We start from the raw sequence: 15,137 nt of genomic DNA, 5'->3' as shown, positions 1-15,137 counted from the left end.
AGACCCCCTGAGTAACGTTCGTGGACATCAACTCCCTTGTGTGGCCCCAGGAGGTAATGCAGTGCGCAGGTGGGAACTCGTCGCGGACGGCTCCGCGAAGTTCTGGGAGATCGGCCAGGACGGCGCCGCGGTGACCGTCCGGTTCGGACGGCTGGGCACCACCGGCCAGACCCAGACGAAGGAGCTGGCCTCCGCCGAGGCAGCCGGCGCGCACGTCGCGAAACTGGTGGCGGAGAAGGAGAAGAAGGGCTACAGACCAGAAGGCACCGCCGCTGAGCAGCAGCCCGCCACCACCACGCCTGCCGCACCGCGGCCCACCGCTGCCGCTCCCTCCACGGTCGAGCCCGCCACCCAACAGCCGGCCACCACTCCACAGCCCACCGCTGCCGCCCCCGCCGCCGCGCAGCAGCCCACCACCACGCCGGCAGCCACCACCCCTGCCGCCCCTCCTCCCACCCTCGACGAGGACACCTGGGTGATCCCCAAGGCCTGGCTGCGCGACGCGGTCCGGCAGCGGGGCTTCGCCCCCGCCCCGGAGTTCGCACCCGACGCCACCAAGGCCGACCAGGCCCGCACCCTGCTCACCGAGCAGGCCGAGAAGATCGAACAGGGCCTGACCGCCAAGGGCTCCGAACCAGAACTCGTCAAGGCGGCCCGCGACCACCTGGCCGGCAAGCCGACCCCTCTCGGCGCGGCAGCGCTGGCGGCCATCACCAAGCCGGGCTCCCAAGCCATGCACGCCTGGGTCGCCGACCACGGCCTCACCTTCGCCACCCAGGCGACCGTCGACCTCATGGGCCTGACCTTCTCCGACGAGTGGGACCAGAAGCGCGGCAAGTGGACCGGCATCTGCCTGCAGTACGACAAGGGCGGCTTCCGGACGTCGATCGGCGAGCCGGAAGGCCAGATCCTCACGGCACTGCGATACGCGATCGCCACCGCGAGCGACGAGGACCGCGCCGCCGCCGAAGCCGTGCTGGACGAGCGCGGCAAGTCGGCGACCGACAAGGAACTCCGGGCCTACCTGGTGCCCGAACGTGCGGACTGGTACGCCCAGGTCCGCAAGCAGAACTACACGCCGAGCCGCTGGTGGATGCTGCCGTGCAGCGCCCGCAGCCTCGAAGACTTCAAGAAGGCCGACGAGTCGATCACGGCGTCGGCGTTCCTGCTCTACACGGCGCTGTACGTGCTGGGTCCGGCCATCGCGCCGCTGCTCGCGGAAGAGCTCGACTCCGACAGCTACCACCAGCGCACGGGCGGTCGTAAGCAGGCGTTGACCGTGCTCGCGGCATTACCGACCGACGAGGCCTTCACGGTCCTGCTCGACCGCGTGGACGAGAAGCACGTGCGCCCCGCCATGGTGGCCGCGATGAGGGCGTTCCCCATGAGGGCGGCACGGCTCCTGGCCGAGCGCGCGTCGGCGAGCGATCACGTGCGCCGGCTGCTGCAAATCCACCTGCGGAGCAACCCGCACCTGACCGTGCCCGACGAGGTGGCCACGCTGCTCGCCGAGTCCGCCGAGGCGATCATGCCGGAGGCGAGCGCGGACCAGCTGCCGCCTCTGCTGGCCTCGCCGCCGTGGCTCGACCGCCGCAAGCCGGTGAAGCCCGTGGTGCTGCAGGATCTCCCGCTGCCGGAACCGGTGGTGAGCTGGCAGCCCGGCGAGCAGGAGGAGTGGCTCGAGTCCGGCACGCAGTGGCGGCAGGACCACCACGACTGGCGCAAGCTGCTCAAGGAGTACGAGGCCGGCACCGTCGGCTACTACGACAACGACCTGTTCCTCCTCGCCCCCGACGACGCGGTGCGGCACCTGCTCGCGGACTGGAAGCCGAACTACAGCTACGGCGTCGAGGAGTGGGGCAAGAACATCGCGGCGCGGTTCGGCGTCGATGCCGCGCCGGCGCTCATCCGGCACGTGCAGTCGGCACCGGCGGGCACCGGGATGGTGTTGCTGCCGTTCGCCACGGCCGAGGTCGCCACGCAGATGGCCGACTGGTTCGCGCGGACCAAGGCGGCGCGGCGCTGGGGACTCGACTGGCTGGCCCGGCACCGCGAGCAGGCCGTGCGTCTCCTCGTGCCGGCCGCGGCGGGGAAGGCCGGCGTGGCCCGCCGCAACGCCGAGGCCGCCCTGCGGCACCTGAACAACAACGTCGGTGTCGACGTGGCTGCCGTCGCGAGGGAATGCGGTGCCGAAGCAGCGATCGACGTCGTTCTGGCGGTCGACCCGATCGACGTGCTGCCCGCGAAGCTGCCGGCGATCGGCGAGTGGGCCGACACCCGGCTGCTGCCCCAGGTCCTGCTGCGCGACCGCAAGCACGCCCTGTCCGCCGAGGCCGCGGCTCATCTGCAGATGACGGCCGCGCTGTCCAAGCCGGGCGAGGTCTACGCGGGACTGCCGATCGCCCGTGAGGCGCTCGACCCCGTGTCGCTGGCGGAGTTCGCGTGGGCCACGTTCCAGGCGTGGGAGCAGGCGGGCGCGCCGTCGAAGGAGGGCTGGGCGCTGACGGCGCTCGGCTGGTTCGGCGACGACGAGGTCGTGCGCAAGCTGTCCCCGCTGATCCGCAACTGGCCGGGCGAGAGCCAGCACGCCAGGGCGGTCACCGGTCTCGACGTGCTGGCCGACATCGGCACCGAGGTGGCGCTGTCGCACCTCAACGGCATCGCCGAGAAGGTGTCGTTCAAGGGCCTCAAGACGAAGGCGCAGGAGAAGGTCAGCCAGATCGCGGCCGAGCTCGGCCTGTCCCGCGACCAGCTGTCGGACCGGCTCGTTCCGCGTCTGGGCCTGGACGACGCGGCGACCCTGGTGATCGACTACGGCCCCCGCCGGTTCACCGTGGGCTTCGACGAGCAGCTCAAGCCGTTCGTGCTCGACCCGGACGGCAAGCGCCGCAAGGACCTCCCGAAGCCTGGCGCGAAGGACGACCAGGAGGTCGCCCCGCTGGAGCACAAGCGGTTCATGGCGTTGAAGAAGGACGTCCGCACCATCGCGTCCGACCAGATCCAGCGCCTCGAACGCGCCATGGTCGACCAGCGCACGTGGTCCGCCGAGGAGTTCCTGACGGTGCTCGCCGCGCATCCGCTGCTGTGGCACCTGGTCCGCCGCCTGGTCTGGATCACCGACGAGGGCATGTCCTTCCGCCTGGCCGAGGACCGCACGCTGGCCGACGACCAGGACGACGAGTTCACGCTGCCCGAGACCGCCACGGTCCGCGTGGCGCACGCGGTCGATCTGAGGGATGCGTCGGCGGCGTGGGGCGAGGTGTTCGCCGACTACGAGATCCTCCAGCCGTTCCCGCAGCTGGGCCGCCCCGTCTACCTGATCGCGTCACCGGCGGACGTCCTCCCCCGGCTCAAGAAGTACTGCGACACCCCGTACCCGATCGGCAAGATCCTCGGCCTGACCAAGAAGGGCTGGGTGCGCGGCACACCGCAGGACGCGGGCGTCGAGTGCTGGATCACCCGGCCGTTCCCGGACGGCGGCGCGCTCGTCGCGTCACTCGAACCCGGTATCGCGGTGGGCGCCATGGACGTCTTCCCCGAGGTCGGTTTCAGCGACGTGTGGTTCTCGCCCAACGGCCACGGCACGTGGTCCGCACCGCGGGACGCGCCCGCCACCTACGAGATCGACCCGATCACCCTCTCCGAGCTCCTCTCCGAACTGGAGTCCCTGCAGTCATGACCAGCACCCAGACGATGCAGCGTCCTCCCGCCGAGGTCCGCTACGCCGACGAGCTCGCGCGCCTGCGGGACGCCGACACCGCGCCCAAGCCGCCGGGCTGGGCGCTGAGCCTCGAGTCCGCGCGCCGGTTCGTGGTCGGCGACGAGGGCCGGGGCATCAGCAAGAAGTTCGTCGGCGACCCGTCCCTGGTGGACCGGGCGCTGGTCACGCTCGCGACGAGCCGCGGCCTGATGCTCGTCGGTGAGCCGGGCACGGCGAAGTCGTTGCTGTCCGAGCTGATCGCGGCGGCGGTGTGCGGCGAGTCGACGCTGACGATCCAGGGCGGCGCGGCCACGACCGAGGACCAGATCAAGTACTCGTGGAACTACGCGCTGCTGGTCGCGGAGGGGCCGTCGCCGCGCTCGCTCGTGCCGGCGCCGATGCTGCGGGGCATGGCCGAGGGCAAGATCGTGCGGTTCGAGGAGATCACGCGCTGCCCGCTGGAGGTCCAGGACTGCATGCTGTCGATGCTGTCCGACCGCGTGATGGCGATCGGTGAGCTGAACGGCCCGGACGGCATGGTGTTCGCGCAGGACGGGTTCAACGTGATCGCCACGGCGAACACGCGGGACAGGGGCGTCAACGAGATGAGTGCCGCGCTCAAGCGGCGGTTCAACTTCGAGACGGTGTTCCCGATCGCGGACTTCGACACCGAGCTCGCGCTGGTCGAGCAGGAGGCGGCGAAGCTGCTGGAACGCTCCGGCGTCGAGCTCGCGCCGCGGCGGGACGTGCTGGAGGTGCTGGTCCGCACGTTCCGCGACCTGCGCGAGGGCGGCGACCGGCTCACCACGGTGATGAGCACGGCCGAGGCGGTGTCGGTGGCGCACGCCGTGGGGCTGCGGGGCTGGTTCCTGCGCGGCGAGGTCGGCACGGCCGCGGACGTCGTGGAGTGCCTGGCGGGCACGGCAGCGAAGGACAACGCGGAGGACCTGGCGCGGCTGCGGCGTTATCTGGAGCAGCACGCGTCGCGGCGCAAGGGCAAGCAGTGGCAGGAGCTGCACCGCGCCCGTCACCTGCTGCCCGGCTGATGGGCGCCGTCTTCGTCGGCGTCCGGCACCACAGTCCCGCCTGTGCCCGGCTGGTCGCCGCCACGATCTCCGAGCAGCAGCCCGCCTACGTGCTCATCGAGGGTCCCGCCGACTTCAACGAGCGCATCGACGAGCTGCTGCTCGGGCACGAGCTGCCCGTCGCGTTGTTCAGCTACTCCGACCAGCACGCGTCGTGGTCGCCGTTCTGCGACTACTCGCCGGAGTGGGTGGCGATCACCGAGGCACGCCGATGCGGAGCCGAGGTCAGGTTCATCGACCTGCCCGCGTGGCACGAGGCGTTCCGCGACGTCAGCAACAGGTACGCCGACGCGGAGCTGCGGTACACCGAGGTCGTCGAGCGGCTGTGCCGGGAGTTCAACGTCGACAACGTGGACGTGCTGTGGGACCACCTCTTCGAGTGCGAGACCGAGCCGGAGGGCATGGCCGAGTACTTCGACCTGCTGCGCGGCACGGCCACCGCGGACGAGGGTGACTCGGCACGCGAGGAGTACATGGCGCGGTGGGTGCGCGCGGCGGTGCACGACGCGGGTGACAGGCCCGTCGTCGTGATCACCGGCGGCTTCCACACGGCCGCGCTCAAGGCCCAGCTCGACGGTGGCACCGAGTGGCCGGAGGTCCCGGAACGCGAGAGGGGCGCGAGTTATCTCGTGCCGTACTCGCACGCGCGACTGGACGCGTTCACCGGCTACCAGTCGGGCATGCCTTCGCCCGGCTACTACCAGCAGGTCTGGGAGAACGGATCGCGGCGCGCGGCGGACTGGCTGGTCGAGTCGGTGGCGACGCGGTTGCGCAAGCGACAGCAGCCGGTGTCGACGGCCGACCTGATCGCGGCGCACACCCAGGCCGGTGCGCTGGCGCGCTTGCGCGGACACGAGAACCTGGCGCGCACGGACGTGCTCGACGGGCTGACCAGCGCGTTGATCTCCGAGGACCTGACGCAGCCGCCGCCGTGGACGCGGCGCGGCACGCTGCAGCCCGGCGCGCACCCGGCGTTGATCGAGATGATCGGGGCGCTGCGGGGCGACAAGGTCGGCAGGCTGCACCCGAGCACACCGGCACCTCCGCTGGTCAACGCCGTGCAGGAGCTGTTGCGCACGTACGGTCTCGACCGGGAGGGCAAGGTCTCCCTCGACCTCACGGACGCGGAGGCGTTGGAGCGCAGCAGGATCCTGCACCGTCTGCGGGTGCTGCGGATCCCCGGCTTCGAGCGCACGAGCGGTCCGTCCGAGGGCGCGCAGCCCAAGCTGGACGAGCAGTGGACGCTCCGGCCGGCCGAGGAACGGCTGGCGGCGTTGATCGAGGCCGCCGAGAACGGTGCCACGCTGGAGGAGGCGGCCGGGGTGGTGCTGGAGCGCCGGTCCCGGCACGCGCAGCTCGAAGACCTGGCCGGGATCCTGTTCGACGCGGTGCTGTGCGGGATCTCCGCGTTGTCCGGCAAGGTCAAGGAGACGCTCAACGAGGGTGTCCGGGAGACGGGTGACCTGGCGGCGCTGGGCAACGTGCTGAGCGGGGTGCTGGGGCTGTGGCGGCACGACAGGTTGTTCGGCACCAGGAAGGACCCGCTGCTGGGCTCGGTGATCGACGTGGGCACGGCGCGGGTGCTGTGGCTGATCGAGGGCCTGCACGGCGGCCCGGCTCCGGCCGATCCGCACCGGCTCAAGGCGATGGCGGCGACCAGGGACGCGGTGCTGCACGCCAGATCCGCGCTGTCGCTGGACGTCGTCGACGTCACGGGCGTGGCGACCAGGGTGAGCGACGACGTGGAGGCACCTCCGGACCTGCGTGGCGCGGCACTGGGACTCGCCTGGACGCTGGGCGCCAAACCTGATGTGCACAAGGTCCGCACCATCGCGGCGCTGGGCGACTGGCTCGCCGGGTTGTTCGCGGTGGCACGGGAAGAGGTCCTGGTGAGCCCGGACCTGGTGGGGGTGCTCGACGAGTTGGTCAGCGCGATGGACTCCGACGAGTTCCTGGTGGCGTTGCCCGCGTTGCGGCTCGCGTTCAGCTACTTCCCGCCCAGGGAGAGGGACACGATCGCGGCCACCGTCCTCGCGCACCGCGGGGTCGAGGGCACGGCGAAGGGCGTCACCCGCCTCACCGTCGACCCGATGGTCGCGGCGGAGGCGATGGCGATCGAGGAGCGCGTGGACGCGTTGCTGGTGAAGGGCGGGCTGGCATGACGGACCTGGAACGCTGGCGGCTGATCCTCGGCGAACCCGCGTCGCGCTGCACCGGAGGCCTGCAGGGCGACGCGGCCCGGCAGGACGCGGCGCTGGAGTGGCTCTACGGTCGTGATCCCGAGCTGGCCGAACGCGGTGTGCGCAAGGGCGGCAGCGAGGACTCGGTGCTGCAGACCGTCGACTGGCTGGACGAGGTGCACACCCTGTTCCCGCGCGAGACGATCGAACGGCTGGAACGAGACGCCGTGGAGCGGTACGAGATCACCGACATCGTCACCGATCCCGAAGTGCTGCAACGGATCGAGCCCAACCCGGCGCTGCTGCGGGCGGTGCTGCGGACCAAGCACCTGATGAACCCCGCCGTGCTCGCGATGGCGCGCAAGATCGTCGAAGCGGTCGTGAAGCAGTTGATGGAGAAGCTGAAGACGGAGGTGCGCACGGCGTTCAGCGGCACGAGGTCGCGCAGGCCGAGCATCCACAAGAACTCGCGCAACTTCGACTTCCGCTCCACGATCAAGGCGAACCTCCAGCGCTACCAACCGGAAGAGCGCAAGCTCGCGATCGAGCACCCGAAGTTCGTCTCGCGCACCAAGCGGAACCTGGAGCAGTGGCAGGTGATCCTGCTGGTGGACCAGTCGGGCTCGATGACCAGCTCCGTGATCCACTCGGCCGTCACCGCGGCCTGCCTGTGGGGACTGCCGGGCCTGAGAACGCACCTGGTCGCCTTCGACACCAACGTCGTCGACCTGACCTCGGACGTGACGGACCCGGTCGAGCTGCTGATGAAGGTGCAGCTCGGCGGCGGCACGGACATCGCCAAGGCAGTGGCGTACGGCGCCGGCCTCGTGGACAGCCCGCGCCGGTCGATCGTGGCGCTCATCAGCGACTTCTATGAAGGCGGCAGCGAGGAGCGCCTGGTCCGCACGGTGAAGGAGCTGTGCGAGCAGGGCACCCACGTGCTGTGCCTCGCGGCGCTCGACGACGAGGCGAACCCGGACTACGACCGGGCGCTGGGCCAGCGCCTCGCGAACGTCGGCGCCCACGTCGGCGCGATGACCCCAGGACAGCTAGCGGAATTCGTTGCGGAGAAGCTCAGGTGACCAGACCAGACCTGATGGCACTGACCCCGGACGCGCTGGCGTCGCTGGCCAACCGCGGTCTGGTGAAACGCGCCGTCAAGGAACTCGACGCGGGCATCGTCCCAGTGCTCGACACCGATCCCACCGGCACCGTCCAGGGCAAGTTCCCGGACGGCACAACAACAACTCTCCCCCCGGCCACCACGCTGGACGCCGCGCACTGCAGCTGCGGCGCATCAGGCGTCTGCCGCCACCGCATCGCGGTGGTCCTCGCCTACCAACGCACCCAAGAGACGAGCGCGCCCGCCGAACTGTGGTCACCGGGCGCGGTGACGGACACCGAGCTGGTGGCGTTGATGGGCGAACGCACCCTGCGCCGAGCCCGCAGGGCCCACCAGGCCGGCTACCGAGCCAAACTCCGCCGCCCGACAGCGGAAGACCAGACAGCACAGGCAGAACTCCCCACCTGCACAGTCACGTTCCTGGTGCCCGGCGACCTGTCCTACGTCCACACGGACGCGGTGACCAAGGACGAGGCGACAGCCCTGGCGATCTGGGCGTTCCGGGAGGCCGACGCACAGGGCACCGACACGGTCGACGTAGGCGGATCCCCCACCACGGCAACAGACCTGAGCGCCATCACCGACCTGCTGGACCAACTGCTGCTCGACGGCGCCACGAACGCGAGCGAAGTCCTGGACGTGGCGTGGCAACGCCTGCACCGCGACCTCACCGCACAACGCCTGCACTGGCCGGCCGCCGTGATCACCGACCTGCTCGCGCAACTCACCGCCTACCGCAAACGCAGCGCAGACTACGAGGCAGAACAGTTCGCCGCCCTGCTGACAGAACTACACGCCCGCACAACGGCGAACGGCCCGCGAGCAGAAATCCTGGGCCCAGACGAACCAGCGGAAACCCCGCTGAAGCGAGTCCGCCTCACCGCACTGGGCGCTCGCCGACGAGCGGAGAACGCGGTGGACGTCTACTTCGCATCGGGCGACGTGGTCCTGGTCCAACGCGACACTCCTCTACGCACCGGCCAACGACTGGCAGCCTCAAACGTGGTCTCCGAGTCGGCCACCCGCAGCGCAAGCCGAGCCGTAACCCTGAAAACCAGCCGCGTGGCCAAAACCTCGCTGACCCCAGTGGGAACAGCCTGGGACCACCTGCCACAAGCGCTGGTGATCGACGACTACGAAGCAACCGCCAAACACCTGGCCGCCCTACCACCACGCCAAGTCCGCGCAAGGGTGGAAGCGGAACTGGTCCGCGCAATCCGCGTGACGGAGGTGTCCGACCTGGCCTACGACCCAGCCGCACAACGCCTGACCGCCACACTCCACGGCCCCACCGGCACAACGTGCCTGCTGGAAGCCACACACCGAGCAGTAGCGCCACAAGCACTGGACGCACTGACAACAGCACTACGAGCAGGCCCGACAACCATCACCGGCAGCGTCCGCCGCCACCGCGGCACGCTGATGGTCGACCCCCTGGCGGTCCACACCCCGGCAGGGGTAGTGGTCCTGGACCTGGCAACGGACACAACCCCCCAGCCCCTCTCCCCAGGAGCCACAGCCTCCGATCCGCTGAGCACGGCAGTGGACAGCGCCCTGACGGTGCTGGCCGAGGCCTCCCACCGAGGCCTGGACCACCTGACGGACAGCCTGCTGGCCCGCACGCGCGAGGTAAGCACCCACCTCCACAACACGGGCCTCCGCACAGCGGCAGCCACCGTAAAAGCGTTCGCCGACGCCCCATCCCCAACCACCTGGCTAGCGGCACACCTGCGATTACTGGTGACGGCCGACGCCCGCTGACCCGCACCACGAGTCACGGCCCGGCCGCGAAACGCCCTCGTCGACCGACGCCTGTGGACAACTCACAAGCCTGTGGACAGAGCGGGAACCAAATCCGGGGTTCGCGCGTTGCGTCATGAGGAATCGCGCGGAGGAGCGGTGGGCACCGCCTCAGCCCACTGCATAGGTGGCGCCGGGCACGGGCCGCTCGACCTGCCCCGCCACCACCGACGAGGTCGGGTCGATCCGCTGCGACAGCACGTAGTCCTCCGCGGCCTCGGCCACCCGCCCCAGCCGTTCCAGCACGAACCCGCGAAGGTAGGCAGCCCGAGCCGCACCCCAGCCACCAAGGGCGATGCCACGCCCATAGGCGTCCAAGGCAGCGTCCAGCTGACCGCACGCCGCCAGCGCGTCACCCCGCAGCGCCCACGTCCTGTCATCACCCGGACTGAGCTCGACGAGCTCGGCGGCGTACCCGGCGGCACGACTCCCGAGGCCGATGGCGAGGTGGGTCCGCACGAGGAACGAGTACAGGGCGTAGGCCTCGTCCGCCCACGCCAGCCGATCCATCCCGGCGGCCGGCGTGATCGAGGTCAGCGACTCCAACGCCCTCCCCAGCAGCCGGTGCGCCTCGGCGATGTCGCGGCGCACGTACGGCACCGCGGCGATCGCCCGGTGCAGCCGCGCGCGGTGCAGTGCGCCCGCGAAGCCTTGCTGTGGCAGCTCGGACGAGGCCTTGGTCGCCAGCGCGGCACCGGCCTGCAGCGAGGTGGAGTCGACGCCGCGGGCGGCGTTGCGGAACACCACGAACAACGCCAGGTCGCGCCGCATCTCAGGCGGCAGCCCGGACCGTGCGCCCCGCAACGCCATCGCCTCCACGGCGGACGTCGGGAGGTGGCAGCGGAGCACGGCCAGCTGCTCCATCGCCAGGTCGGGTGAGAGCACGTGCTTGCGCGGGTCGATCACGCTCAGCCCGATCACCTCGGCCGCGCGCTGCGGATATCCCAGGCGCAGCAACAGGTCGCAGGCCACGCGGCGTTCGGCCGCGCGCAGCGAGCCGAGGGCGCGTTCGTGCACGCGCCACCAGAGTTCGGAGGCCAGGTCGACCGGGAACGTCGTCATGTCCGGGCCGCCGCCGTCGAGGCGGCCCCAGCTCACCGCGGTCAGCAGCCGCAGCTGGGTCGATGGCGGTGGTTCGAAGCGCGGCACGCCCGCGGACTCGCCCGCCACGAACGCCTTGGCCATCGTGTGGGTGATGCGGGCGTGCAGTGCGGAACTCGGGACAGGCGCGGCAAGTCCGGCGTAGACGCGGCAGGCGACGGGGACCGCGGCTTTGCGCAGTGCGCGCAGGCGGGTCGCCAGTGCGCTGGGGCTCGGGTCGGTGCGGTACCGCGGCATCGCGGTCATGCTGGCCTCCCAGTGGTCAGTTCAGCAGTTCCCAGCCGCGCCCGCGCCGGGTCGGTTCAGCAGTTCCCGGCCGCCACGGTCAGTTCAGCAGTTCCCAGCCTCGCCGGGTCAGGCGGTGGCGGACCGACCTGCCGTTGCGGTGGGTGGACACGAAACCCGCGGTGCGCAGGGCGGTGGCGTGTTGCGATGCCGTGGGCAGGCTGATGCCCACGTGCTGGGCGAGTTCGGTGGTGGTGCGTTCGGAGGTGAGGGCGCGCAGCACCAGGGTGCGGGTGCGGCCCAGGGCGAGCTCGAGGCTGGCGCCGCTCGGCTGGGGTGCGATGACCGGGTAGAAGAGCAGCGGCTGCGGTTCGGCGAACATCGACACCGCCGGGCGGGTGAGGCCGTTGAGCACCGGCACGATCAGCATTCCCGTGCCGCGCAACGAGATCTCGGTGTCCCAGCCCAGCTCGACGTGCAGGGCTGGCGAGGTCCACGAGATCGACGGGTGCAGGTGGCCGAGCAGGTCTCCCAGCCCTCGCGTCGCCGCCTGCGACGAGCGCAGGCGCACCTCGGCCTCGAACGACTGACGTGTCTGCGACCAGTTCGGGCCGAGCAGGTCGCGGAAGCCGGCGGCGAAGGCGGACCTCAGGTCCTGGCGCGAGGTCGGGGTGCCGGCGGCGAACGAGCGCAGCCACGGTGACGTGGTGCCGAGCATGCTCGCGATCTGGTCGCGCACCCGTGTGGAGGGCACCTCGAGCACCTGCCGCACGGCATCGTCGAAGTCGGGCCGTGCGGAGTTGAAGAAGTCGGGGATGAACCGGCCGGGCCTGATGAGCTCGGCGAGTGGGCGGATGTGCGGCAGCAGCAGGCGGTCCCAGTTACCGCTGTGGACGCTGAACACCAGTTCGTACATCGGCAGCGGAGCGGTGGCGAACCGCGTGCGCGCCAGGTCTTCCAACTCGAACAGAATCGTCAGCCCGCGCCCCTTGGGCACGGATTCGGACATCACGATTGGCATTTGCTTCCCCCCGGAGTGCAACCACTTCCGAAGGTACGCAGAAACCGTTGTCCGGTGTCAGCGTTGTTCCACTTGACAACGTTCGGTGGACAACGTCAGACGAGCGGCCCGGTCTGCTCGGTGAGCTTCAGCAGCAGGTCACGGGTGTGTTCACGCTCCTCGTCGGACTCCTGGCCGCGCCAGAGCAGGTCCGCCAGCGTCACTCCGTCGAGTGCACGGGAAATGAGGTCCGCCCGTTGCGGGTGCAGGCCGTCCGAATCGGTTTGCTGCCTCCAGCGGGTCGCGGCGACGTCCATCCGCTGTTGCAGTTCCGGGACGCCGAGCAGCGCCGTTACGACGGACGGGTGAGACCACAGGTCGTCCGGCACGAAGGTCGCCCTGATGTGCGCGCGGGTCCAGCGGCCCGGCGTGTCCTCGGGTTCGAGCAGGCCCTCGACGGTCGCGTCGTAGTGGTCGAACCACTCCTCGATCAGCCCGACGATCAGCGCCTGCTTGGTGCGGAAGTGGTGCAGCAGGCCGCCTTTCGAGACACCCGCCTCCTTGGCCACGGCGTCGAGGCTGACGTTCGGACCTTGTTCGATCAACGCGCGCGCGGCCGCTGCGAGCACCTCACGGCGGGTGCGGGGCGCGTTGCGCTGCTCTCCGGGCATGTGATCAACCTATCGGTTGCCTAACCGACCGTCTAGTCGGTACGTTAGTTTACAGACCAGATGGTCGGCTAAGGAGGAAGTGATGCGGAAGTGGGCGGCACTGGGCGTGCTCGCGCTCGCACTGTTGCTGATCGCCGTGGACGGGACGGTGCTGGCTCTCGCGATCCCGGCGCTGCGGCAGGACCTGGGGCCCTCGACCGCGGAGGTGCTGTGGATCGGCGACATCTACTCGTTCGTGCTGGGCGGCCTGCTCGTCACCATGGGCACGCTCGGTGACCGGATCGGCCGCAAGAAACTGCTGCTCATCGGCGCCTCGGGATTCGGCGCCGCCTCGCTGCTGGCCGCGTTCGCGCCGTCCGCGGGCTGGCTGATCGTGGCCCGCGCGCTGCTCGGCGTGGCGGGCGCGACGATCATGCCGTCGACGCTGTCGATCATCCGCAACCTGTTCACCGACCCCGCCGAGCGCACGCGGGCGGTGGCGGTCTGGGCCGCGACCGCGACGGCCGGTGCCGCCCTCGGCCCGCTGATCGGCGGGGTGTTGCTGGAGCACTTCTGGTGGGGCTCGGTGTTCATCATCAACCTGCCGGTGATGGCGGCGTTGCTCGTGTTCGGCGCGTGGTGGCTGCCGGAGTCCCGCGACCCGAACCCCGGGCCGTTCGACCTGGTGTCGGCCGCGCTGTCGGCCGTCGGTGTCGTCCCGCTGGTCTACGCGATCAAGGAGGTCGCGCTGGTCGGCCCGAACTGGACGGCCCTGCTGGCCGGACTGGTCGGCGTCGCCAGCCTGTGGGCGTTCGTGCGGCGGCAGCGCCAGGCCGCGCACCCGATGATCGACGTGGCGTTGTTCCGCAAGCCCGCGTTCAGCGGTGCGGTGGGCTCCAGCATGATCGCGATCTTCGCGCTGACCGGCCTGGTGTTCTTCCTGTCGCAGTACTTCCAGAACGTGCTGGGCTACTCACCGCTGGAGGCAGGCCTGCGCGAGCTGCCGCTGGGCCTCGCCGGGGTGCTCGTGGTCGCGGCCATCGGTCCCGTCGTCCGCCTGCTCGGCACCGGGCGCGCGATCGCGCTCGGTCTGCTGGTCAGCGCGGGTGGGTTGACCATCGTCGGTTTCTCGTCGGGCTATGGCGGGATCGCGGTGGCGCTGGTGGTCCTCGGCGCCGGTGTTGGCCTCGCGCTGACGCTCACGACGGACGCGGTGGTGTCAGCCGTGCCCGCGGACAAGGCGGGCGCGGCGTCGGCCGTGTCGGAGACGGCCTACGAACTGGGTGCGGCGCTGGGCATCGCGGTGCTCGGGACCGTGCTCTCGGCATGGGCGGCCACCGGCACGTTCACCGAGGCCATGCAGGGCACGGCGTTGCTGGCGGCCGGACTGCTGGCCGTCGCGTCGTTCGTGGCCTACCGGCTCATCCCGTCCCAGCACACCAAGGAGGTTGCACCCTCCACAGTGGACGCGTGAGGTCAGTCCTTGCGCGAGGACTCGGCCAGGCGTTCGTGCAGGCGCTCCCGGATCTGGTCCGGGGTGTAGGCGGCACGGCGGCGCTGGTTGCGGGCCACGACCACGCCGCTCGTCGCGACACCGGCGAACGCGGCCAGCCCGATCAGCTTCCAGAGCTTCATGTGCCTAGGCTACTGGGCCATGGCGACAACACTCGACAAAGCCGTGGAGATGACCCGCACCGGTGACGTGTGGGTGTTCCGCGGGCGCAGTGCGGCGGACCGGGCGATCCAGGCCATGACGAACAGCCCGGTCAACCACGTCGGCATGGCGATCGTGGTGGACGACCTGCCGCCGCTGATGTGGCACGCGGAGCTCGGCAAGTCCCTCAAGGACATGTGGAGCGGCACCCATCAGCGCGGGGCCCAGCTGCACGACCTGCGCGACGCCGTGGTGACGTGGCACGACAAGTACGGGCAGCGGGCGTGGCTGCGGCAGCTCGACCACGAGGTGACGCGGGAGATGGAGGACGCGGCGCTGCGGACGGTCGCGCGGCTGGACGGCACGCCGTTCCCCTCGACGGCCAAGCTCGCCTCGCGGTGGCTGCGCGGGCGGGTTCCGCTGGGCCCCAAGGGGGACGCGACCATCGAGAGCGCGTTCTGCGCGGAGATCGTGGCCGTGACGTACGAGGAGATGGGGCTGCTGCCCAAGCGCAGGCCCAACTGGTACGACCCGGGCAAGTTCTGGAGCGGCGACGACCTCGACCTGCTGAACGGCGCCAAGCTGGGCAGGGAGATCGAGATCGTCGTCATGTGAAAAG

The 15,137-nt window shown here is 70.5% G+C and carries 11 protein-coding genes; 7 read left to right on the top strand and 4 right to left on the bottom strand.

Annotated features, from left to right (window positions below):
- Positions 1 to 61 precede the first annotated feature (61 nt).
- The 5 genes from ACSHWB_RS30030 (at position 62) to ACSHWB_RS30010 (ending at position 9,849) form a co-directional block, all read left to right on the top strand.
- Positions 62 to 3,679 (top strand): DUF4132 domain-containing protein, encoded by a 3,618-nt coding sequence (locus tag ACSHWB_RS30030; protein ID WP_439656630.1) that lies wholly within the window; start codon positions 62 to 64, stop codon positions 3,677 to 3,679.
- Positions 3,676 to 4,746, top strand: coding sequence for an ATP-binding protein (locus ACSHWB_RS30025; protein ID WP_439656629.1), 1,071 nt, complete (start codon positions 3,676 to 3,678; stop codon positions 4,744 to 4,746). The genes ACSHWB_RS30030 and ACSHWB_RS30025 overlap by 4 nt, the downstream gene beginning before the upstream one ends.
- Positions 4,704 to 6,947, top strand: coding sequence for a DUF5682 family protein (locus ACSHWB_RS30020; protein ID WP_439656628.1), 2,244 nt, complete (start codon positions 4,704 to 4,706; stop codon positions 6,945 to 6,947). Before ACSHWB_RS30025 ends, ACSHWB_RS30020 begins: the two co-directional genes overlap by 43 nt.
- On the top strand, positions 6,944 to 8,047 hold the full coding sequence (locus tag ACSHWB_RS30015; protein ID WP_439656627.1) for a VWA domain-containing protein: 1,104 nt from the start codon (positions 6,944 to 6,946) through the stop codon (positions 8,045 to 8,047). Before ACSHWB_RS30020 ends, ACSHWB_RS30015 begins: the two co-directional genes overlap by 4 nt.
- Positions 8,048 to 8,109: 62 nt before the next feature.
- The gene (locus ACSHWB_RS30010; RefSeq protein ID WP_439656626.1) at positions 8,110 to 9,849 is read left to right on the top strand and encodes an SWIM zinc finger family protein; all 1,740 of its coding nucleotides are present in this window, start codon (positions 8,110 to 8,112) and stop codon (positions 9,847 to 9,849) included.
- 150 nt (positions 9,850 to 9,999) lie between these two features.
- On the opposite strand, the gene ACSHWB_RS30005 is transcribed toward ACSHWB_RS30010, so the two are convergent.
- The 3 genes from ACSHWB_RS30005 to ACSHWB_RS29995 all read right to left on the bottom strand — a co-directional run bounded on the left by ACSHWB_RS30005 (position 10,000) and on the right by ACSHWB_RS29995 (position 12,885).
- Positions 10,000 to 11,235: a BTAD domain-containing putative transcriptional regulator gene (locus tag ACSHWB_RS30005; RefSeq protein ID WP_439656625.1), complete on the bottom strand. Its 1,236-nt coding sequence runs from the start codon at positions 11,233 to 11,235 to the stop codon at positions 10,000 to 10,002.
- Positions 11,236 to 11,314: 79 nt separating this feature from the next.
- A complete protein-coding gene (locus ACSHWB_RS30000; protein WP_439656624.1) occupies positions 11,315 to 12,235 on the bottom strand; it encodes an ArsR/SmtB family transcription factor in 921 nt (306 codons plus the stop codon).
- A gap of 95 nt (positions 12,236 to 12,330) precedes the next feature.
- Positions 12,331 to 12,885 (bottom strand): TetR/AcrR family transcriptional regulator, encoded by a 555-nt coding sequence (locus tag ACSHWB_RS29995; protein WP_439656623.1) that lies wholly within the window; start codon positions 12,883 to 12,885, stop codon positions 12,331 to 12,333.
- An 82-nt stretch (positions 12,886 to 12,967) separates the two neighbouring features.
- Between ACSHWB_RS29995 and ACSHWB_RS29990 the strand changes: the two genes are divergently transcribed.
- Positions 12,968 to 14,338, top strand: coding sequence for an MFS transporter (locus ACSHWB_RS29990; protein WP_439656622.1), 1,371 nt, complete (start codon positions 12,968 to 12,970; stop codon positions 14,336 to 14,338).
- Between the two features lie 2 nt (positions 14,339 to 14,340).
- On the opposite strand, the gene ACSHWB_RS29985 is transcribed toward ACSHWB_RS29990, so the two are convergent.
- Complete coding sequence (locus ACSHWB_RS29985) at positions 14,341 to 14,499, bottom strand: hypothetical protein (protein ID WP_439656621.1); 159 nt, start codon at positions 14,497 to 14,499, stop codon at positions 14,341 to 14,343.
- A 19-nt stretch (positions 14,500 to 14,518) separates the two neighbouring features.
- Between ACSHWB_RS29985 and ACSHWB_RS29980 the strand changes: the two genes are divergently transcribed.
- Positions 14,519 to 15,133, top strand: coding sequence for a hypothetical protein (locus ACSHWB_RS29980; protein ID WP_439656620.1), 615 nt, complete (start codon positions 14,519 to 14,521; stop codon positions 15,131 to 15,133).
- Positions 15,134 to 15,137 lie beyond the last annotated feature (4 nt).

Source organism: Lentzea sp. HUAS TT2, assembly GCF_051853195.1.
Lineage (GTDB): Bacteria > Actinomycetota > Actinomycetes > Mycobacteriales > Pseudonocardiaceae > Lentzea.
The sequence above is the reverse complement of the archived record's forward strand: the minus strand, read 5'-3'. Positions and strand labels throughout refer to the sequence as shown.

Bases quoted from the DNA above. Each gene is read 5' to 3' on its own strand.
- ACSHWB_RS30000 (WP_439656624.1), bottom strand. From the start codon at position 12,235: ATGCCAATCGTGATGTCCGAATCCGTGCCCAAGGGGCGCGGGCTGACG.
- ACSHWB_RS29995 (WP_439656623.1), bottom strand. From the start codon at position 12,885: ATGCCCGGAGAGCAGCGCAACGCGCCCCGCACCCGCCGTGAGGTGCTC.
- ACSHWB_RS30015 (WP_439656627.1), top strand. From the start codon at position 6,944: ATGACGGACCTGGAACGCTGGCGGCTGATCCTCGGCGAACCCGCGTCG.
- ACSHWB_RS29985 (WP_439656621.1), bottom strand. From the start codon at position 14,499: ATGAAGCTCTGGAAGCTGATCGGGCTGGCCGCGTTCGCCGGTGTCGCG.
- ACSHWB_RS29980 (WP_439656620.1), top strand. From the start codon at position 14,519: ATGGCGACAACACTCGACAAAGCCGTGGAGATGACCCGCACCGGTGAC.
- ACSHWB_RS29990 (WP_439656622.1), top strand. From the start codon at position 12,968: ATGCGGAAGTGGGCGGCACTGGGCGTGCTCGCGCTCGCACTGTTGCTG.
- ACSHWB_RS30005 (WP_439656625.1), bottom strand. From the start codon at position 11,235: ATGACCGCGATGCCGCGGTACCGCACCGACCCGAGCCCCAGCGCACTG.
- ACSHWB_RS30025 (WP_439656629.1), top strand. From the start codon at position 3,676: ATGACCAGCACCCAGACGATGCAGCGTCCTCCCGCCGAGGTCCGCTAC.